The following is a 20,914-nucleotide window of genomic DNA, read 5'->3' as shown; positions in this document are numbered from 1 at the left end:
CGTGGTGGGCGAGGTGGGAGACGTCGCTTCGGCATGCTCGCTGGCCGACCGGGTGGACCCACACGTTGTCGTCATCCGCCAGGGGCTGCTGCAGCACGTGCAAGCGGAGTCCGTCGGTGCGTTGTGCCTTCGCGACCGAGCGGTACTGATCCTTGCCGAGACCGAGTCCGAGCACGATCTGGCAGAAGCGTTGCGAGCCGGGGCGAGGGGTTACCTTTCTCGGAGGGTAGCCGCGTCGCAGTTGGTCGACGGCATCCGCGCCGTGTCCAAGGACGGGCTCGCCCTCGACCCAACATTCGCGCGCCACCTCGTGCAATTCCTGACCTCCGAACCGACCGGCCCGGCGGAGATCCCTGCGCAGCTGGGCGCTCTGACCCGGCTGACTGAACGCCAACGGGCGGTGGCCCTCCTTGTCGCGGAGGGGATGACCAACGGCGAGATCGCCGCCCGGCTCTTCGTCAGTGATGCGACGGTCAAGAGCCACCTCACCACGGTCTTGCGGCGCCTTGGCCTTCGGAGCCGTACCCAGCTGGCCATTCTTGTCAACAACACTGCTGGGCAGTCCTGAGACGTCGCCATCGGGCGGGCGCGCCGGGGTTTCCGACACTCCGGGGGATGCGTGTACCAGCAGGATCTGCTCCCGAACCGTTCGACTGGTGCACGTCTGGGCGCTGGTCGTCGATCGGTGCACCCCGACCGTGGTACCCGGAAAGCGGACACGGATGTGGACTCCCGGTGGATGTGGGAGCGACGCGAACGGATCTATCGTCGTACTGACGCCTCGCGCGCACTGCCGGGCGCATCGCCGGTTGGCCGACGACGGGAGTTCGTGTGTGTCAGATCCTCGTGCTGAGCCGTCCACGACGCCGGTTCAGGGTGCTGGTCTGCGACGACGATGAGGTGTATCGGACCGGTCTTTGCACATCCCGGAAGTCGCTGCCGCAGATTGTGGTTATCGGGGAGACCGCTGACCCTGCGCGTGCCCTCGAGCTGTCCGAGCTGTTCGCACCACACCTTGCCCTGGTCAGTTCCCGGCTCGGTGATGTCGCGCTGCTCATGGTCGCAGCGCTGAACCGAGAAGGTGTTCGCATCCGCATGCTGGGCTCCCGATCAGCACGCGAGCCCGATTGGACGACGCACCCCGATGCAGACGCCCGGATACCTTCTTCGCGAGGCGAGTTCCGTCGAAGTCGTGGACTGTGTCCGAGCGGCCATGGCCGCCTGAGGGCCGACGCCGGCGTGCCCGTCCATTGAATACGTGGCGACGTCTTGGATGTCCAGGAACTGCTCGTCGGGTGCTCCGGTGTCGCCGGCATTGACGACGCCGATCTTGCACCCAGGCCAACGTTCTCCTTCGCGAGGACCGAGCGGAGACGGTTGCTCGGCGAGACGCCGACCCAAGTGACCGACACTGCGAGGTGCGACAGCCCAGCCGGTCTCTTGCCCTGCGCGCTTGGACATCGTCAGGTGACTAGCGACCTTATCGAGAACTAAAGTTCCGCGGTGGTGAGCTCCTACTCGACCGTCACCGTGACGCGGTGTGGTCCCTCTGAGTCGTCGCTCTGTGCCTCGACGATTATGGGGTCCACGCCACGGACGAAGTGGATCTCCCGAAGTTGCGCACCGCGTGTCCGTCGTGGCGGGGCGGCGTGCGGGCTGAGATCCCTCAACGATCCACTCTCCCAAGGCGCCTGCTTTGGCGGACCGCCTCCCATCTCCGAAGGCGCGATCGCCGCGACTGGTAGCCCACCCGACGACCCCCACCGACTTCGGAAGTCCCCCTACCCGGCCGCGCTCTAGAAACTCCAGGCTCGACCTGGAAGCGATAACTCGACTGTTATCGAAGCCCAAATGCCGGGCGGGCGCGCTCAGCGGCTGCGGCACAGGGTAATCGACCCGACCACTCACGTTGGAGGAGGTGAAGCTTGCGGCGGCGAGGTGAACCCGAAATGCCCGTAGGACCCGCTAGCAACGATACGCCGCCCCTGTTGGACCTGACGTAACCAATCCACGATCTGCGCCCTCTCATCCTCGGTCAGACCGACGTTCGACACTTCACTGGCATCTGCTGTCGTCGGCGCTTGAATCCTGAACGCTTTCGACGTCTTGGTTTCCAGCGGTCATTGCAACGAGGGGCGGTTCTGGGGATGTAGCAGCCGGCTGAAGAGCTCGGCTGGGGTTCGGTCCCCGAGGGTGAGGCGCCGTCGACACAGCTGCACGGAATTGCCGGCTCGATTGATGTTCACGGGGTCGTAACACGGCTCCGGACCCATCCGCGTAGGCTCTGACGAACACGTTCGCAAACAGATAACGAGGCACTGCAGAAGGAGGATCGACCATGATCCGCACCGCCATGCCTCGCACGTCCCGCACCATTCGGGCCGGAGCCGCCGTCGCCGGCGTCGCAGGCATCATCGCGGTCGCCGGCTGCTCTGCGGCCGGCACAGGTTTGACCGCTGAGACCGACGCCGCCGACACCACGCCGTCGGCCGATGCCACGCCGTCGACCGATTCGGGCTCGACCGATTCGGGCTCGACCGATTTAGGGCCCGCTGACACCGGCTCGTCTTCGACATACGTCGACGGCAGTTATAGCGCCGAGGGCTCGTACCAGACGCCCGAGTCGATCGAGGCGATCAGCGTCACGGTGACGCTGGAGAACGACGTGCTCACGGCAGTGCAGGTTGTCGGAGACCCGAGCGCTCGCGAGTCGGAGGAGTACCAGAGCAGGTTCATTGAGGGCATCGCCGATGTCGTCGTGGGCGAAGACATCGACACGATCTCGGTGAGCCGTGTCGCCGGATCCTCGCTCACGAGCGGCGGATTCAACCAGGCGATCGAAGAGATCAAGGCCGAGGCGGCGGCCTGACGCCAAGGCGGCGGCTGTGCGCGCAATCTGGCCGTTCGAAACAACGGAACGGTGTCGGAGAAGGAGACCACCCAGCCGGTTCCGGCGGCAGCCCACGCCGCCGTCGATCGGTGCATCGCGGTATCCACGCCGACTGGTCACCGAGTACCACCACCCCGGCAACTCAACGCGCCTGGCGACGCTGGATCGAGATCAAACGATCCAGCCTTCTTCGACTGAATACGTTTGAGGCTCTCGCCGATGACACTCGGCGTCGGATCCCTCTCGCTCTCGCCGAGGAACGGCGCACGGTCGGCGCACTGGCTGCGAACGAGGCGCACAGCCGTCCGGCGGTGAGCAGGCAGCCGCGGGGTGCTGCGAGTGTCCGCGCTCGTACGCGCGCGGGCGAACGGTCGAACCCGAGTGTATTGGCTTGACCTCGCGGCGCTCACGCCGGTGCGGAGGGGGAGCGGCTCGATGAGTGTCTCGCCGCCGAGGAGCGGTTCCCGTCACCCGTCTCTCGGCCGCCGAAAGTCCCTCAGTGACTCGCGATGATGTCAGCCGCGGTACGGGCTCTAATCCCGTTACCGTGCAGAGCTCGGACGAGAACCGTTCCGGTCGCCGACGCGCGAGCCCCTCCCGTTGCTTCATGCCACTACCTCCGGGGGAGGAGGGGGGTAGTCGATGAGTCAACGCGCCCTCTTGACAACCGGTGGGGGGTTAGGGACGATCATCGCGAGGACGCACTCCACGCATCGAGTCATCCCGCGCCTCTGCAAGATCACCGGCAGCACTGGGGACTGCCGCTGTGCGGGCATCTCTCGCTGCCTGGAGGCCTCCTTGCCTCAAGACCATCCGGTCAGTTGACGCACCCTTGGCCCGCCGACGTGAGGCCTCTTGTGGAGGGGAAGCACGGCAATGACTCAGGAGCTTTCTTCGACGGCGCGCCGGCCACCCAATCGGTCCGGGAGGGCGATTGGCGGGGTCGTTGCATTCGGCGTTCTTCCGGCAGCTCTGCTGGTCTCCGTCGCACTGGGGGGCAGCGCCGCGGCAGCGGGACCGGGGGTGACATGTGGCAGCACGGTGACCACGGACGTGACCTTGACCGCGGATCTGGTTTGCCCGTCCGGTGACGGCCTCATCCTTGGCTCAAAGGTCACGTTGGATTTGGGTGGGCACAGCTTGATCGGAGGCCGATCGTCCGGGATTGGGGTGCAGACCAGCCCGGACTCTCAGGGTGGCAACACGATCCGCAACGGCACCATCGAGGATTGGGAAACCGGAATCTTTTTGCAGGACAGTACCTTCGGCAGCATGCTGCCGCACACCATGTCGGACGTTGATCTCCGCAGCGCGCCGATCGACCACTTCTTCGGCAACACGTTGTTGGACATGACAAGGGTCACGGCGGTCGATTCGAGCGTGCAAGGCCAACTCGGCGGCAACTTCGCTATTTCCCACTCCATGTTCACGCGTTCTCCCGTCCTGGTGTTCCTCGCCACCGCGACGATCAGGGAGTCGACCCTCGTGCAGAGCTACGTCAGCACCTCCGCTGGGGGTGAGGTGATCATCGACTCCTCCAAGCTGGACGGGAAGGGGACAGCCCGCCTGGGTGACATCAGCGAAACAGGGATCACCATCACCAACAGCCTCGTCAAGAACTACGCTCAGCCGATCAGCGGCTTTTGGGGCGGTGTGACGCTCACGGGCAACAAGTTCATGAACATGCCCAACGGCGTTCTGGGCAACATCAGCTCCAATATCGGGTCCGATGGAACATCGGTCATCACGGGCAATGCCTTCATCAGAAGCGGAGTCGCGCTCCGAGGTAACGTGCCCATGATCGTGGAGAAGAACATCTTCATGTTCGGCGACGTCGGGGTGGAGTTCACTCTCTCCGCCGGGCTTCCCGACACCCCACCGCGGACCGCTGAGGGCTCCCGAGCCGTGGGCAATGTCTCGGTGAAGAACACCGGAACAGGGATCCAGACGGACCTGCCCGGTCTCGAGGTGGGCGGCAATATCGCAACGAAGAACGGCGGATACGGGATCTATGCCCCGGGAGCCGTCGACCTCGGCGGAAACATCGCCTTCGGAAACGGGATCGGTCAGTGCGTGGGTGTCGTCTGCACCGGCAGGTAGGCCTCGAGTGCAGCCCGCCTGTACACGGATTCCAGAAGTTCCATCGACCTCGTCTACCCCGAGCTTCCGGACAACAACACCGACGCCCGGGGCTCGAAACGATGCAAGGCACTCAACGCCGGGTTGAACGGATCACGACGCCGGTGAACCACGCGCGGGGTTTCGGGTCGTAGAGATCCCAGGCGAGTGGGACCCCCCGCTTCTCTGCCCCGCTCCCCAGCTCGGAGCGAAATCCTCGATTCCGAGGGTGGCTCCTCTCGCTGGGGTACGAGTCGGATCCCTGCGGTCTGGTGAGTCGGCGACATCTGCGCGGGCGGCAACGTGAAATGCGGGCGGGCCGCCGGTGGCGGCCAAGCTTGGGGGAGGAGGGCGGCCTCCCGGCGGCACCTTGCCTCGAGAGTGACTTATGCATCGCCTGGGGTGAGCGATCCCGCATGATCAGAAGACTCGAAGCGTGTTGAACCTATCGCTGCCCCAGATCTGACCCCGGCGCTCGGTTAGCGCCAACGGGCGGTGGCCCTGCTTGTCGCGGAGGGAATGACCAGCGGCGAGATCGCCGCCCAACTGATTGTCTGCGATGCGACAGTCAAGAGCTACATCACCACTGTCTTGCGGCGCCTGAGCGTCCGCAGCCGCACGCAGCTGGCCATTCTTGTCAACAACACTGCTCGGCAGTCCTGAGTCGTTGCCAGCTGACGGGCGGCATTGGAAGATCTCGGCCGTACCCGGCGACCGACGAGCTCACCCAAGTACACCGTCACTTGCGAAGAGCCGCCATCGTGCTGGCCGTCGTCACGATGGCGACGAAGCTGCTGCCCGGCTACCCGGCGCGCGAGGCCGATATCGGCGAGGCCGGCCGATGGCGCGCCGGCTTCGTCCTCATGCCCCGCGGGGAGTTCTCGATCGTTATCGTCGGGGCAGTAGTCTTCCTCCGCGGCGGCGCCGTTCCTGCCCCTGAATCCACTGTTCGTTTAGCAGAGCGCCGTTCGCAGTGTCCCACATTTTGCCGAACGGGTGAACGCACGGGCGTGAGCCGACGTACACCCTTGTGTGTCGGGGCATCACCCGGCCTGGACTCAAGGAGTGATCATGGGATTCTCGATGAAGACAGCCCTGGTGGGCGCAGCCGCGGCTGCACTGGTTACCGCAGGCCTGACAGCTGGCAGCGCATCGGCGGCCGATGACCATTGGGGGAACTGGCGCGACAAAAACCTGACCGTCGTGGGTCTGGCCAAGCAGGGCACGTCACTGGTGACCTTCGACACCGACCGCCCGGGCCGCACCCGCAACGCAGTTCAGATCCTTGGTCTGGCCGGAGACGCGTTCCTAGTAGGCATCGACTACCGCGTCCAGGACACCAAGCTCTACGGCGTCGGCAACAATGGCGGCATCTACATGCTCGACCCGCGCAGCGGACGGGCCACCGCAGAGAACCGCGCCCGCATCCCGGTCGACGGAAGCGCCGCGTACGGCGTCGATTTCAACCCGGCTGCCGACGCGCTGCGGGTCATCACGGCGAACGGTCAGAACTTCCGCCAGCCGTTCGCGACCCCGTCCGCAACGGTCATCGACGCGGCGCTGACCCGGCCGGCGGTCCCTCCGGCCACCGGTTCCGTTCCCGCCACCGGCCTGACGGGTGCGGCGTACACGAACAACGACCTGGACCCCGCGACGGCGACCACGCTGTTTGACCTTGACACCGAGCGCGACCAGGTGACCATCCAGTCGCCGGCCAACGCCGGGACGACCTCGCCGACCGGCGCCCTCGGCGTCGACTTCGGACTCGACTCAGGGTTCGACATCTACAGCATGGTCCGCGGCGGAAAGGCCGTGGAGTTGTTCCCCTACGCCGTCAGCAACGGGGTCCTATACGAGATCGACCTGCTCTCGGGCGCGGCCTCCAGCGAGGGCCGTATCGGTGACCGCACGGTGACCGACATCGCGATCCCGCTGAACCAGCTCTGACGACCGACCCGGCCTGCGGGTCGCTCGACGGGGACCATTGGGCCCCGGCATCGCACCACGGTGTCGGGGGCTCAGTCGTCCTGTCGTCACGCCATCCGGAAGATGCAGCTGCCGCAAGACGGTTGAACGCAGGACGTATGCCCCGGAGGGGACATCAGAATCACTTACCCTGTTGAGGAAGCGAGATGCCGTGATGCGAGCCGCTCAGAGACACGGGAGACGCCGGATGAGTGAGCGGATCGACGGCGCCGACATACCGGACCGTGACGTCGGGGTCACCGGATCGGGCGGTTTCGACGCAGCTCGGGCATTCGACGCGCACGGCAGCGCCCTGCTCGGGTTCGCGGTGAACGCGCTCCGCGACCGGCCGTTGGCGGAGGACTGCGTGCAAGAGACGTTTCTGCGCGCATGGCGCTCACGCGAGCGATTCGACCGCGACCGCGCCTCCGAACGCACATGGCTGTTCGCCATCGCACGTAACGTCATCGCCGACGCCCTGCGCACGCGCCTGCGGATGCCTCGAATCGGCGGTGACGAGGACCTCGAGATGCGAAGCGCGCCCGTCCACGATCCGCTTGATCGCTTGCAGATCATCGAAGGATTGTCGCGCCTGAGCGACGCGCATCGGGAGGTGATCCTGGCCGTCCATCTCCAGGGACACACCTATCAGGAACTCTCCGATGCGAGCGGTGTTCCCGTCGCGACGTGGCGCACTCGCGCGTACCATGCGCTGAGAGCGCTGCGCGGATACCTGGAAGGAACGGAGCAGCCCAATGTCTGATCCTGTTGACCGCATCGACGAACTCATCGCGGCCGCCGTCGCCGGCCAGATCACTCCGAGCGAGCAGCACGAACTGGACCGTCTCCGACGAGAGCATCCGTGGATCAACGAGGAGATCGACGCCTTGCGTGCCGTCGCAGCCCGCTTGCAGGATACCGACGACGTGACGTGGGCGCAGCCCGCCTCGACGGACGCCTTACGCGACCGAATCCTGCGGGAGATCCCGACGCAGCACCCGCGGGATCGAAACCACGGTCCCGAAATCGGGTCCGCCCCTCTTCGTCGGACAAACCGGCGACCATGGCTGACACCCTTGATTGGCGCCGCCTGTCTGCTGATCGGGCTCGCGATCGGATTCGGAGCGCCCGCGCTGACCTCGATCGCGCCGTCAGGCCCGCCGGGTACGTTGGGTGCGATCGAACCCATCGACGTGCGTGACGCGGTTGCCGGAGTGCAGGTCGACGCCGAGCTGGTGGCCCACACGTGGGGCACCGAAGCCGTGCTCGACGCGACAGGCCTCGACATCGGCGCGACATACACGGTCGTGTTCATCGCGACCGACGGGACACAATTCCCTGCCGGCCAGATGCTCGGATCTCCCGTCCCGATCCACTGCCGCGTCAACGCAGCTGTGCTGCGAGAGGATGCCGTGCGCCTCGAAATCCGCGACGCCGAGGCGACCCTGGTCGCCCACGCTGACCTACCCGACGCGTGACCAAACCACGAAATCCTAACAACGGGCGTGTCCGACGCACCCCGCCATGAGAGTTATCGCCGCGGCAGCGGTGCTGGCGGCCGTCTAGAGATTCGCGCGAACCCCGCGGCGCGGGAAGCGTTCACTCGTGACGGGGTTCGGCTGATCTGCAACACAGGAGTCACGCCGTAGCTGGATGCCGGAGCCTCCCAGCGGAAGGACTGACTCATGCCCGTCGCTATCAGGGACCGCCACAGATACGACGTGGACGGCGGGGTCGCGTTGCCACCGATTGCGCAGTTGGTCAGCGCCCCGCCCGGTGAGATTTCGCTCGCGGAGATCGAGGCGGTGTCCCAGCGCCATGAAGCCACGTATTTCGACACCGCCGACCGTCGCCTTGCCCGGGCAGGGCTGATCGTTCGCCGTCGCACGGGTGGAGATGAGGCGGGGTGGCAGGTCGAGGTTCCGGGAGCGGATGAGGTGCTGCCCGTTCGGTACCCTGCTGGGCGTTCCGCGGTGACCGTGCCGGCCGCGATCCGCAAGCTGGTCTGGGCGAGCACGCGCGGGAGGCCCTCCGACCGGTGGCGCGGATCTTCACCGAACGAACCACGCGCCGCCTCGTCGACGCCGCAGGTCAGGTGGTCGTCGACCTAGCGGACGACAAAGTCCGTGGCGAGCGACTGAACGGCGTCCCCGCGGCGGAGTCCTCCACTGCGGAGTGGCGAGTGGTCGAGGTCGCTACCGCGGTACGCAAGTGGCAGGATTCCCTCGCCGGACGACTTCGTGACCTCGGTGCTCGAAAGGCCGACACCCGGACCGATGTTGCTCGGATCGGGGACGAGGGGCGACGATCGGCGCACGGCTGAAGCCGGCGGTCGTGCTTCACCGGAGTCGCCGGCGGGGGAAGTCGTCCTGCGCTACGTCCACCACCAGCTCGAGCAGATCATCACCACCGATCCGCTGGTCCGCCTCGATACCCCGGGGAGTGTGCACCGCGTGCGTGTAGCCACCCGTCGGCTGCGCAGCGCCCTGCAGACCTTCCAGCCCGTCCTGCGCACACAGGCGGACGTCCCGGTACGCTCCGAGCTCAGGTGGTTGGCGGGCGAACTCGGCGCAGCCAGGGACGCGGAGGTGATGCGCGCGCGGATGCTCACCGCTGTACACGAGGAGGACAGCCAAGTTCACCTGGGTCCGCTCGGAGATACGATCGACACGACGCTGGAAGAGGGCTACCGGACCGCGCATGCCGGGCTGCTGCGGGCGCTGGACTCGCAGCGCTACCACCGGCTCCTCGTTGCGCTGCACGACCTGGTGAGTGACCCCCCGGCTGGCCGGCAAGGCGGGACGGCCCGCGGGCGAGGTTCTGCCGCGCCGGGCCGCGCGCGCCTTCTCTCGTCTCAACGCCCTGATCAAGGCCGCGCACCATGCCGCCGCCCCCGCCGATCGCGACACAATTGCACGAGGCCCGGAAAGCAGCGAAAAAGGCACGTTACGCCGGGGAAAGCATGGCCGAGTTCTTCGGAAAGCCGGCCGCCCGCTTCGCGCGAGGCATGGAGGACGTTCAGGAGGAGCTGGGCGAACACCAGGACACCGTCGTCATGCGCTCGCGAATCGAGGAGCTCGCCCCCCAGGAATTCAGCACCGCTGCCACGTTCAACTACGGCCGGTTGCATGCTCACGAGGAGCAGCGTGGGGAGCTGGCGATCAAACGCTTCGAGTCCGCCTGGCGGAAGTCCAAGAAGAAGAAGAAGCTCCGCGGCTGGATCCACTGACCGTTCAGCCGTCGAGCCGCACGCGGCTGCGACGACCTCGCGATCGGTCATGGAGTCGACGTTCGCATGTCTTCACCGGTGCGGTTCGACGCGGTCGGCGACACATTCTCCTGGCTGTGGCGCAGTGGGAGCGGGATCGACTCCGACCCTGGGTGAACGGATGCCGAGGCATCCAGTATTACTCGATGGCGGTCTCGAGCTCCTCGAGAGAACCACGCACCGACAGCCGATCAAATGTGCCGGAGTCAGACCGTCACCGTGGCACCGAACCAAGCCGTCACAGACACACTCCACTCAGGTCCGCGGTGTGTCGGTCCGGTCCTGTAGATCGCGGAGCTCAGTGTCAAGGTCAGCAGGTTCGGGCATGACGTACAGGCCACTGTTGGCGTTGGCGGTGCTTGTGAGGTCCTTCAGCCATGCCGCATTCAGGGGTGGCCGGTTCCCGCTGTAAAACTTGTAGAGGATCGAACAGGTCGGGTGGATCCACACCGTGGTTCGTCCGTTCCCTACGCTGAGGTCGTCTTTCCAGGAGAAGTGGAAAGACTCGCCTCGGCGCAGCTTCGCGCCGATCACCCACTGAAGGTGCCACAGGGTGCGGTCCTCGAAATCGGCCCTAAGTGCCTCGCCGTACCGAAACAATCCCATGGCGGTGCTCCCAAGCATCAAGGGGTGTCCCCCCAGTCTGCGCCTCTCTTGCCATGGGCGTAAGCGCGCTGTCCCGGTTCGTCACAAGTGGGACGGCCACATCGACATGCTCAGGGTTGATCTAGGACCCCGTGCCGAACGCGGTTGCTCTCGAAGAGCGAACCCCACACGAGCCGCGCACGGTGAGGTCTGGACCAGCGGCTGACGCGCGCGTAGTCTCGGTGCCATCGAGCGGGTCCGTCGAAGCTGATGGGGAACAGTAGCCGATCTCGCTCTGAGTGGTTGATGCGCTCGGGCACCGTCCGAACCCCGAGCGCATCGCTGTGCGTGGGGGAGGTCCCCCCGAGAACGGCCTGCTGGGGGGTCGGGTTCTCGGGGGGAACCTTGACCGCTGGCGCCCGCCGCTCAAGATGCGTGGTGGATGCTCAGTCTGGGGAAACTGGCACCGACGCGCGCCGGGTCCATAAACAGGGTAGCGTCAAAACGCGGCTATCACAGATCACGTGTCATCGTGGGCCTGCACCTAAACGCCGTCGGAACCTTGGATGGGCCGCGAAGCGCGCCGAGCGGCATGCCAGCTAACGGCAGCATGGTCCTCGACCGGCGGGTCAGCCGTCGACATGACTTCTTCATGTGCGTTCCGAGGGCTCTGGCGATCTGCTGCGGACTCCAGCACTTCCTTATCTCGCGAGCACGACTAATCCGAATTCACCGTCGGACACCAGCTTGAGTGGGGGGTGCGTTGGCGTCGAGTCCCAGCCGCATAGTGCGCGTGAAACGGCCGATACTGCCCGGACGGATGCAGGTTGCGACGCAACTCGCGACTGATCGTCGAGGGCGCTCTCCAGAGCAGCTGTCCGATCGCGGTGGGACCAAGACCGCGGTTCACGAGATCGGCGATCTGAACGCGTTTCTCCTCTGGCAGGAACGAGACGAGATGACGCGGGCGATGAGCGGCTCGAGCGATGGCACGAACTTGACCGTCCCATCCTCATTGGAGACTACAGGCGTCGCAACGGCCTCATTTCGACCGTCGTCGACAGCCGCCCCGGCACGTCACGGGAGCAGCTGGACGGCTTCGGTCCGCTTCACCACCGCAGTAGGTGTCGATGTCGCCGGGATGAGGGACTTCTACCTGAACTCGCAACTGGTGGGCTGCGTGACCGTGGCGGCGGACGGACGGGCGTGCCTCCACGATCGGGCATCAGGCCCTCGGGCATAACCAGTGCGAGGACTGATGGCTGATCATCTGGAGTTCCTGTCCGACCGAAGGGGGCGCGCTCCGTGTGCGAACTGGACGCGCCGCGGCCGATAGAATTTCGTTCCCGAGCCCGAGAAAGGGGTCACGGTTTGAGCGTGATGCGCAAGTTGATCATTCAGCTGGACCGAGGTTTCGTCAACGGCCCGTTGGCGTCACCGCTCGTGCTCCGACCGATCCGTCGGTGGGTTCTCCGTGCGCTGCGCTACAACGTGAATGCGACGGCCTGCATCGCCGAGCGCTGTTATCTGGGAAGTCGGCGGGTGTCATTCGCGGCGGGCTCGTTCGCCAATGTTGGCTGCTACTTCGATGGCAATGCCGACATCCGTATCGGTGAGAATGTGCAGATCGGCATGTGGACGCTGATGGTCACGGCTTCGCACGAGATCTCGGCGTCCGATGTGCGACGCGCTGGATCGGATGTCGCTGCGCCAATCAATGTCGGGGACGGGGCCTGGATCGGGGCAAGGTGCACAGTGTTGCCGGGGGTGATTGTCGGAAAGGGCGCAGTTGTCGGAGCCGGCTCGCTGGTCACCAAGGAGTGCGAGCCGGACGGGGTGTATTTCGGCGCGCCCGCCAAGAAGGTTCGGTCGCTCATCGGGAACGCCGCCATGCCCTCAGCGGTCGGTCACGTGCGGTGAGATGATGCGCACGGTCATGATCGTCGCTCGACCTCGAAGGTCCGCCGGATGGGCGGTTTCGCCTGGTGGTGGCCACCGCCTCCATCCTGGTCCTCGTCCCGCACAGTTCGCTCCGTTACGTCACGGCAGCCCTTCTTCCGCCATGGGTGATGTATCTCGTGGCATTCGGAGGATCCACCCCATATTCTTCGATCGAAGGAGTCGCGGTCGCGAAGACGGCCGCAACCAACATGCGGCGACTTCGGCTCTACCGACCGTGCGTGGCCACCCGACCTGCCCACGATGACCCGAGCGTGACAGTGACGTTACAAGTAGTGGACCATGAGCGCCGTTCTACCGAACGGGCCTGCTGCCGCGGATAGGCTACCGAGCAGTCGCTGGGCGGTGTGCAGAAGTCGGGGCCGCCCTTGGGAGCCGAGGGGGGTGGGAGCGCTGAGCTTCTTCATGCGAGCTGGGATCCATGGGTCGGGGGCGGTCCGATGACCGGCACGACGGGCATCATCGGCGGCGGGATCGTCGGGATCGCGCTCGCCCGCGCGCTGGTCGCTCGCGGCGACGAGGTCACCGTGCTGGAGAAAGAGTGGCGGCTGGCGCAGCACCAGACCGGGCACAACTCCGGAGTCGTCCACGCGGGCCTGTACTACAAGCCGGGTTCGCTGAAGGCGACGCTCTGCGCCGCGGGTCGTTCGTCGATGCGTGAGTTCTGCGAGGAGAAGGGGCTGCCGTACCGGGAAGTCGGGAAGCTCGTGGTCGCCGTCGACGACTTAGAGCTCGGGGCGTTGGCGGAGATCGAACGCCGCTCGCTCGAGAACGGCGTCCCAGACCTCGTGCGGATCGAAGGCGTGTCCCGCCTCCGCGAGATCGAGCCGCACGTCACGGGCGTGGCGGCGATCCATTCGCCGCACACGGCGGTGGTGGATTACGCCACGATCACGGAGGCCATGGCGCAGGATGTGCGCGCCGGCGGAGGATCCATCCGGCTGGGACACGAGGTCACCGGCATCCGGCTCGAGAACGCCCAGGTTCGGGTCACGACGCCCGTCTCCGAGGACCTCTTCGACCGCCTCATCGTTTGCGCGGGACTTCAGTCCGACGTGGTGGCGACGTTCCTCGGAGCGGATGCGGCGCCGAAGATCCTTCCGTTCCGCGGGGAGTACTGGGAGCTGTCGCCGGAGCGCACCGACCTGGTCAGCGGCATGATCTACCCTGTGCCCGACCCGCGCTTTCCCTTCCTCGGTGTGCACTTCACGCGCGGCGTCTACGACAACGTACACGTCGGTCCCAACGCCGTCCCCGCCCTCGCACGGGAGGGGTACAAGTGGCGGTCGGTCTCACCGAAGGACACCTGGGACTCCCTCACGTGGCCCGGCGCTTGGCCGCTCGCCAAACAGCACTGGCGAATGGGAGTCGACGAGATCTCGGCGTCGCTGCTCAAGCCGCTGTACTACCAGAAAGCGCGCCGCTTCATCCCAGAGCTCAAGATATCCGACCTCACTCACAAGTCGGCTGCAGGTGTCCGCGCACAGGCGTGGGGTCGCGGCGGAGAACTCTTGGACGACTTCGCGGTCGACCAGGTGGGACCGGTCACCATGCTCCGGAACGCGCCGTCCCCCGCTGCCACGTCGTCGATAGCTATCGCGGAACACGTGATCGAGCATTTTCTCCTTCGGGCGCACGCGTGATTCGGGCCGCGGCTCAGTGACAGCACGGCGGCACCGAACGCTGCCTTCGCCGACCGCGATCGCTCGTCGGACCGCCCCTATCCGATCAGTCCCTCGGCTTTTGCGGCCCGTGCTCTGGCCACCTCGGTGCCGCCGACGTATGCGCGCTGGGTGACGGTGCCGCGGATGATCGCCCACGCTGCAGCGGCGCGCTCGCTACGGCCCCCGACAGTCAACACCACAGCGCGCCAGCTGAACCCGAGAACGTACAGCGCACGAATCGTCACTGACTGCAAGGGACCCGCGCCGTAGCGTTTGATGTACGTCGTGAACGACGCCCCCTGCAACCGACGCATTTCAGAGGATGGCGCACCCGAGCTGCCGGTGCCGTGCAGCACGAGGACGTCCTCGCGCAGCCGACTGCCCCAGCCACGCTGTCGGGCCCGGTGGCCCAGGGCGACGTCCTCGCAGTACACGAAAAACGCCTCGTCGAAGCCGCCGAGTGCGCGGAACCGCACCCGGTCCACCGCCATGCAGGTGCCCGTCACCCAGTCCACGTCGACGCGCTCACCCACCGCGGGGTGCGCGAAGAGGCCTGCCCGTTTCCAGATTTTGTGCAGTCCGAAGGCGTGCACAGCAGTGCGTCGGATGGACGGCTCCCAGCCGCCGACACCGATCTCGATAGCGCCGTCGTTCCCGATCGGGGTTGCCGCGTGAGTGATCGCGTGCTCGTCCGCCGCCACTCCTCTTGCCAATGCGAGCAGTTGAGCAAGGTCGGGGCGGCAGTCCGGATTGACGAAGACGACGTACGGCTTCTCGCTCGTGAACGCGCCCAGGTTCGCGCCGCGCGCGAAGCCCTGACCACGACCGGAGAGATAGCGAACGTGGGCAAGGCTCTCGACGAGCTGTTCGAGCCCGTCCACGTTGCCCGAGTTGTCCACGACGGCGACGGCGAGGTCCGGGGGCCACATCTCGAGCAGTTCCTCGAGATGGTGGCGGCTCCGGTACGAGACGAGCACGGCCTCGAGATCCTGCACGTTGATGCCGGAGTCAGTCACGAGGGCTCCTTCCTGTGGTGTCCGACGAGCGGATGTCATTCGCCATGACCTCCCGCGTCAGCGCATCGCACTGTCGAGGAGCTCATACTCGCTCTCCTGACTGCTCAGCCGACTCGGCTCTTCACGGCGACGTCTCCTGGGACCGCGTATGACAGCGACGAGGGTGGTGAGGACTACTGCGACCAGCAATCCCACGAAGGCGGACACGACGTAGAGGGTCGTCCCGTGCAGCTGATCGGGTACCGTCGCGGGCTGAGGGCTGGAGACCTCTGCCGCGACGAGTCGCGGTCCGCCGGTACGCACGTTCAACGCCGAAAGTTGGGCGCGGAACCGCGCGCTGACCACGTCGACGCGCTCGACGGCCTGATCGGGGGAGGCTCCGGATGCCGAGATCTCCAACACAACCGTCTCGGGGATGATCCCCACCGATACTGCCCGGCGCAGCGCATCCGGGCTGCTCTCCGTCGCCTCCGCGGCGGGATCGATGATCTCGTCGGCCTTCACGATCTGTGCGTAGGTGGCTACCCGTTCCCTGAGATACAGCGTGGCGCTCTGCACGTCGATGGTGGTGCCTGAGGTACGCACGCCCAGCAGGATCTGAGCGCTGGAGGTATACGTCTTCGGCCAGATCGCTCCCAGCGCGATGCCGCCTCCTGTGACAACGATGACGGTGATGACGAAAAGGGCGATTCGGCCGCGGATCGCCTCCCATACGAACGATATTCCCATCTGGTCCCTGCCTTCCAATCTGCGGGTCTTGCTGCTTGGGCTCGTCGCGATCCTGCGTCGAGCTATCACGATCCATAGCCCGACGGCCATGAAGAGCTGTGTTCCGCACACAGCCACGGCCACGCCGATCGCACCCCAGACCGATGCGGCGAACGCTGCCGTGGCGACATGCCACACGGCGGCCATCGCGATCACGACCGACGACGCCGTGAATCTGCCCAGGGAGACCAGGTGGAGCACGAGAGTGCGGGCGATCCCCGAGAGCACCACCGCCAGTCCCATGATCTGAACGACAGGGACGGCCTCGCTGAACTCATCCCCGAGGTACCAGGGGATGAGGACGGGAGCGATCACCGCCAGGGTGATGCCGGACACGGTGTAGCAGCAGATCAGGCCGCCAAAGATCAGCTTTCGCTGGTTCGGCTCCTCGGGCCGCCGGTCGGCGGAGAGTCTCGGCAGCATCGCCTGCTCGACCGCTACGAGGACACCGTGGATGGCGCTGACCAGCCGATCGGCGGGAGTGAACAGACCTGCCTGCCGATAGCCCGATACCTGCGAGAGGAGAAGCACCGAGCTGATGACGATGAACTGCCCGCTGATCAGATTGACGAACAACGGCAGACTGTCCCTCAACGCGTCCACTGCCCCCGCCGGCCGGCTCAACCGCAGACGAATATCACCCTGGGGGATCAGCACCGCCCAGCTGACGATGGCGCACAGCAGAAACGGCACGAACTGCCAGAACACCGCGAGTCCGAACTGCGCGGGGGAACGGACCGTCAGTACGAGTCCCGCGAGCGCCAGCAATCGGGATCCGGCGGTGAGACTCGCCAGCAGTCTGAATTGACCCGTGGCCTGCAGATACCACATCGGGTAGAGCGCTACGCCGATCGAGGCCAGCACCCCGATCATGACATACCAGCCATAGTCACGAAGCGAGGGAACGGTGAACGCGACGATCATCACCACGATCGATCCCGATGCCCACAGCGCGAGCTTGGCCGTGATCGTGGCCGCGGCCACAGCCTGGCGTCCTTCTCGGGCGCCTGCGGTCGACATCCGCTGCAGCGCACTGAAACCGAACCCGAAGTCCGTCCACACGTGCAGCAGCTGGATGATCACGAGGATGGTGGCGAAGACACCGAGGCCCTCGACGCCCAGTGTGCGGCTGAGAAGCGGAAGCGAGACCAGCGGGTAGGCGTACGAGAAGATCTGGCCCACGCTGACCAGCGCGGCATCCCCGCCCAGTCGACGTGCTTGCGGAAGCAGGCGGGACCGGCTCATCGAGGCACCGCCACACTATCGAAGGTCCAGCGATCCCGGCCCCGGAGCGGCAGCAGCGCGATGAACAGCGGCAGCGCGGGAGTCAGGTGCTTCACATAGGAGCCGTAGTCCGGCTCGAAGATCGCCTGCACGACTACGAGGGCGAGGAGGAGGGCGATCGAGCGCTCGATACGGGGCGCACGCTCGCTGAACGGCGCGCGCGCTGCTTCCGCAGCCGGCATGCCGGTCGGGGCCATGAAGTGCTCGGTCTGCACCCGGCGCAGGCCGACGTACACGAGCCGCCACAGCACTATGAGCACCACGGCGATCAACAGATAGGTGGGTGAACCGCCCAGGAGCAGGGGCCACGGTATGACGAGGCTGAGGAACACGAGGAACGCGTTGAGCCATTGAAGCCCTCCTGCATCCGGAAGGAAGTCGACGATGAGCGAGCCGACCGATATGTTGATGTCGGCGCGGAGTTCGTTGACCGAGATCCGAGCGTGCGAGAGCGGTAAACCGAGCATGGTGTTGAACACGAGCTGCAACCCCACATAGGCAACGACCACCAGGATCAGCGGCACGAGAATGCCGCGTAGCCGTGGCAGCAGCAGTCGACCCGCTACGTAGAGCACGGCCACGATGCCCCAGTAGGGCCGCATGGTACTGGCGTAGAGTGCCATGCCGACGACGATGGCGAGCTCGGCCCAGAGACCGGCGGGCAGCAGGAGGACTGCGACGACCAGGAGCAGGGACACGAACTCCTTGCTGTACTGAGCTATGTACAACAGGGCGAGCACGTAGCAGATGGTGATCAGGCCGAGGCCGAGCGGAGTGAGGCGCGTCATCTCGTGCCATCGGATTGCCGTAAAGGTCGCAACCCCGAAGACCGCCACGGCCAGCATCGCGGCGAGATCGGGGGATTCCGTCAGACCCAGGATGCGGTAGACCAGCGCGATGTTGCGGAACGGGTCCTCGGGCCTCAACCCGACGTCGGCAACGCGCAGGGTGGCTTGGATGTAGTCGGCGTCGAGGGTGAACCTCTCATCGAGGAACAGCCAGAATCGACTCGACAGCGCGACGGCGACACCGGCTAGCGTCAGCACGTACAGCTGACAGAACGCGCCCCATCGATCGATCTGCGGTGCGGGCGGCACGATCGGTCTCGCCGGGCGTGGCGGCGACGGCCTCATCGCGGTGCCAACGCGTGCATGATGTCGTCGAAGCCCGACTTGCGAGACCCGTCGCGACGGATGATCCCGAAGCCGGCGAGCGGAGTCAGATCTTCAACCCCGGCGTCCGGCGGTTCGGCGTCGCGCAACTCGTAGAGGCTGAGGCCCCACAGCCCGACGCTGCGCAACTGCTCGATGGCCGCTGGGACATACTGTTTCTGATCCTCCTCGGTCCACGTGTCCGGCCCCGTCTGCAGCCCTGTCTCCGCCACGAAGATGGGTTTGCCATAGCGCTCCTGGACCCGCTGCATCCGTTCGGCCAAGCGACCGATCTCGTCGCTGTTGTCCGCCGGATACACGGAGAAGCCGAGCACATCCACCTGAGCCGCGATGGCGTCGAGAACGAGATACCACTCCTGTTCTCGTTCGTCGTTCATGGGCCAGCCGGTGAGGTTGGTGGTGATGGGCCGACCGCCGTCGCCGCTCCCGAAGACGCGCTGGGCGGTTCCGAGCAGATCGGCGAACTCACCCAGATACTCGGCGTCTCGGGTCGCCGGTGTGAACAACTGGTAATGGGCGTGATCCGCCTCGTTGTAGACCTGCCACAGCTCTACCTGGTCTCCGAAGTTCTCGCGCATCTTCGTCCAGAACCACGTGCACGCCTCGACGTACTCGTCGAAGCCGAAGTCCTGGGCCCAATCAGGTGCTCCGGGAACGACGAGATTGATCTCCATCCCCTTGTCGCGCGCATAGGCCAGCGTCTCTCGATAGAAGGCCGTGGCCCGGTCATCCCAGCTGTTGAGCGCCGGCGCGACAAGCCAGGGGTACACGGCGGTTCTGAGCAGGTTCTGCCCAGAACCGGCGAGCGTATCGATGTCCGTGCGCCACCTGACCGCATCCTCCTCGTCGACGGGAGCGCCGACGTGAGCTCCCACCCGATCGGGGGGCAAAGGGGACTGCTCGCGGGACTCAGGCAACTGATCTCGCGACGAAGCCGAGGCGAACACGGCGGCACCGACGCCCACCCCGACCACTGCGGCAGCGGAACCGATCAGCAGCCCGCGCCGAGTGATCTTGGGGGAGCGCGCGGGTGTTTCGACTTCTCCGTCCTTCATCGTCGCGTCCCCAGGTGTTCGTAGGCGGCGACATACGCATCGGCGACGTTGTCCCATTCGAACCGCGGGTGAACCAGCTCGCGAGCCTCCCGCCGCTTCTGCGCAAGCGCGACCGGATCATCGAGCACGCCGATGATCGCGCGGGCGATGTCCTGTGGATCGGTGGATCTCGCGACGAACCCTTCGCCGAGACCCGCGACGACCTCGGCGTTGGCGCCCACCGGGGTGACCACGACGGGTGTCCCGCACGACATCGCCTCCACCGTGGACAGCCCAAACCCCTCCAGCGCGAGCGTGGGTGTGACCGCCAGGTCGGCTGCGCGGTACCACGCCAGAAGGTCCGCGTCAGAGACCCGCCCCAAGAGGTGGACAGAGCCGGCGAGTGCAAGATCGGCCACCTGCTTCTCGATGTGTGGCCGACGCGGCCCGTCTCCAGTCACGACCAGCTGCGCTGTCGGGTGCGCACGGACGACCGCGGCCATGGCGGCGACAAGAAGCTCGACCCCCGTCCGCTCGACGAGGCGACGGGCCGTCACGATCAACGGACGAGCCATCTTCAGCGGCGCCCCGGCTTGAGCCAGCGGCGTGAAGTAGTCGGTCCGCAGACCGCCCGGGATCTTCGTCCACCAAGTCGACCCGGGTCGTGTAATCGCGCGCATCTCGCCGGCGACGAAGTCGCTGAGCGTGACTACCATGTTCGCCTTCTCCAGCACACGGCGTTCGATGCGTTTCATCACCTGCACGCTGGCTTGCGAGACCAGCCGGTTGGCGCGATAGGCGTTCTGGCGTTCCCCCACGACTTCTCGGTAGACCGGCGCGTGAAACGTGTAGAGATACGGGATCCTCATCGTCGTAATCGGCAACATCGGAACCGGATAATGGCCGTGCAGTACGTCGAAATCCGCACTCAGGACCCTCCGCCGCACAGCGCTCGCGATGCTCACCGGTGTCTTCGCGACGAAGAGCGGATCCGATTTCGGTGGCGCTGAGAATCGCAGCAGCCGCACCCCGTCGTCACCGATCTCATGGCTCGGCTGCGCGAGATCGGTTCGCTTCGACAACGTCGTTACATCGTGACCCTTGCGTACCAGCGCTGCCGCAAGCTCACGGACGTATCGCTCGAGGCCGCCCAGCTTGTCAGGTGAGACGGCATTCGACACCATCAGAATC

18 protein-coding genes and 2 pseudogenes are annotated in these 20,914 nt (G+C 65.9%); 13 read left to right on the top strand and 7 right to left on the bottom strand.

The features are described from left to right. The first annotated feature begins 13 nt into the window (after positions 1-13). The 11 genes and pseudogenes from ACPW96_RS00290 (at position 14) to ACPW96_RS00240 (ending at position 10,202) form a co-directional block, all read left to right on the top strand. On the top strand, positions 14-568 hold the full coding sequence (locus tag ACPW96_RS00290) for a LuxR C-terminal-related transcriptional regulator (protein ID WP_425881589.1): 555 nt from the start codon (positions 14-16) through the stop codon (positions 566-568). A 1,770-nt stretch (positions 569-2,338) separates the two neighbouring features. Next, entirely contained in the window at positions 2,339-2,869 is a 531-nt protein-coding gene (locus ACPW96_RS00285) for an FMN-binding protein (RefSeq protein WP_425881588.1), read from the top strand. 1,062 nt (positions 2,870-3,931) lie between these two features. Next, entirely contained in the window at positions 3,932-4,990 is a 1,059-nt protein-coding gene (locus tag ACPW96_RS00280) for a hypothetical protein (protein ID WP_425881587.1), read from the top strand. Between the two features lie 513 nt (positions 4,991-5,503). After that, entirely contained in the window at positions 5,504-5,671 is a 168-nt protein-coding gene (locus ACPW96_RS00275; RefSeq protein ID WP_425881586.1) for a helix-turn-helix domain-containing protein, read from the top strand. A 92-nt stretch (positions 5,672-5,763) separates the two neighbouring features. Continuing rightward, a pseudogene (locus ACPW96_RS00270) lies at positions 5,764-5,916 on the top strand (cation:proton antiporter); the annotation flags it as partial. Between the two features lie 163 nt (positions 5,917-6,079). Next, complete coding sequence (locus ACPW96_RS00265; protein ID WP_425881585.1) at positions 6,080-6,955, top strand: DUF4394 domain-containing protein; 876 nt, start codon at positions 6,080-6,082, stop codon at positions 6,953-6,955. Between the two features lie 193 nt (positions 6,956-7,148). Continuing rightward, entirely contained in the window at positions 7,149-7,736 is a 588-nt protein-coding gene (locus ACPW96_RS00260; RefSeq protein ID WP_425882132.1) for a sigma-70 family RNA polymerase sigma factor, read from the top strand. Then, on the top strand, positions 7,729-8,451 hold the full coding sequence (locus ACPW96_RS00255; protein ID WP_425881584.1) for a hypothetical protein: 723 nt from the start codon (positions 7,729-7,731) through the stop codon (positions 8,449-8,451). Before ACPW96_RS00260 ends, ACPW96_RS00255 begins: the two co-directional genes overlap by 8 nt. A gap of 207 nt (positions 8,452-8,658) precedes the next feature. Next, positions 8,659-9,084, top strand: coding sequence for a hypothetical protein (locus ACPW96_RS00250; protein WP_425881583.1), 426 nt, complete (start codon positions 8,659-8,661; stop codon positions 9,082-9,084). A gap of 165 nt (positions 9,085-9,249) precedes the next feature. After that, positions 9,250-9,711 (top strand): annotated as a pseudogene (locus ACPW96_RS00245) (CHAD domain-containing protein); the annotation flags it as partial. 143 nt (positions 9,712-9,854) lie between these two features. Then, positions 9,855-10,202: a CHAD domain-containing protein gene (locus tag ACPW96_RS00240; RefSeq protein ID WP_425881582.1), complete on the top strand. Its 348-nt coding sequence runs from the start codon at positions 9,855-9,857 to the stop codon at positions 10,200-10,202. A gap of 294 nt (positions 10,203-10,496) precedes the next feature. Here the strand turns inward: ACPW96_RS00240 and ACPW96_RS00235 are convergent, their stop codons facing one another. Continuing rightward, positions 10,497-10,847 carry a hypothetical protein gene (locus tag ACPW96_RS00235; protein ID WP_425881581.1) on the bottom strand — a complete coding sequence of 117 codons (351 nt, stop codon included), beginning with the start codon at positions 10,845-10,847 and terminating at the stop codon, positions 10,497-10,499. A 697-nt stretch (positions 10,848-11,544) separates the two neighbouring features. Beyond that, entirely contained in the window at positions 11,545-11,772 is a 228-nt protein-coding gene (locus ACPW96_RS00230; protein ID WP_425882131.1) for a helix-turn-helix domain-containing protein, read from the bottom strand. A gap of 434 nt (positions 11,773-12,206) precedes the next feature. On the opposite strand from ACPW96_RS00230, the gene ACPW96_RS00225 reads away from it, so the two are divergent. After that, positions 12,207-12,746, top strand: a complete 540-nt coding sequence (locus ACPW96_RS00225; protein WP_425882130.1) for an acyltransferase — start codon at positions 12,207-12,209, stop codon at positions 12,744-12,746. A 479-nt stretch (positions 12,747-13,225) separates the two neighbouring features. Further along, a complete protein-coding gene (gene lhgO, locus ACPW96_RS00220; protein ID WP_425823803.1) occupies positions 13,226-14,428 on the top strand; it encodes an L-2-hydroxyglutarate oxidase in 1,203 nt (400 codons plus the stop codon). A 77-nt stretch (positions 14,429-14,505) separates the two neighbouring features. Here the strand turns inward: lhgO and ACPW96_RS00215 are convergent, their stop codons facing one another. Genes ACPW96_RS00215 through ACPW96_RS00195 form a run of 5 tightly spaced genes read right to left on the bottom strand, consistent with a single transcriptional unit; the run spans position 14,506 to position 20,907 of the window. Then, the gene (locus ACPW96_RS00215) at positions 14,506-15,465 is read right to left on the bottom strand and encodes a glycosyltransferase family 2 protein (RefSeq protein ID WP_425823801.1); all 960 of its coding nucleotides are present in this window, start codon (positions 15,463-15,465) and stop codon (positions 14,506-14,508) included. Between the two features lie 57 nt (positions 15,466-15,522). Further along, entirely contained in the window at positions 15,523-17,478 is a 1,956-nt protein-coding gene (locus ACPW96_RS00210; RefSeq protein ID WP_425881580.1) for an oligosaccharide flippase family protein, read from the bottom strand. After that, complete coding sequence (locus ACPW96_RS00205; protein ID WP_425881579.1) at positions 17,475-18,614, bottom strand: hypothetical protein; 1,140 nt, start codon at positions 18,612-18,614, stop codon at positions 17,475-17,477. Before ACPW96_RS00205 ends, ACPW96_RS00210 begins: the two co-directional genes overlap by 4 nt. 32 nt (positions 18,615-18,646) lie before the next feature. After that, complete coding sequence (locus tag ACPW96_RS00200; RefSeq protein ID WP_425881578.1) at positions 18,647-19,744, bottom strand: glycosyl hydrolase 53 family protein; 1,098 nt, start codon at positions 19,742-19,744, stop codon at positions 18,647-18,649. Beyond that, on the bottom strand, positions 19,741-20,907 hold the full coding sequence (locus tag ACPW96_RS00195; protein WP_425882129.1) for a glycosyltransferase family 4 protein: 1,167 nt from the start codon (positions 20,905-20,907) through the stop codon (positions 19,741-19,743). The genes ACPW96_RS00200 and ACPW96_RS00195 overlap by 4 nt, the downstream gene beginning before the upstream one ends. Positions 20,908-20,914 lie beyond the last annotated feature (7 nt).

This window comes from Micromonospora sp. DT81.3, assembly GCF_049847225.1.
GTDB lineage: Bacteria > Actinomycetota > Actinomycetes > Actinomycetales > Microbacteriaceae > Microbacterium.
Note: the sequence above shows the minus strand (reverse complement) of the source record. Positions and strands in the feature narration are given on the sequence as shown.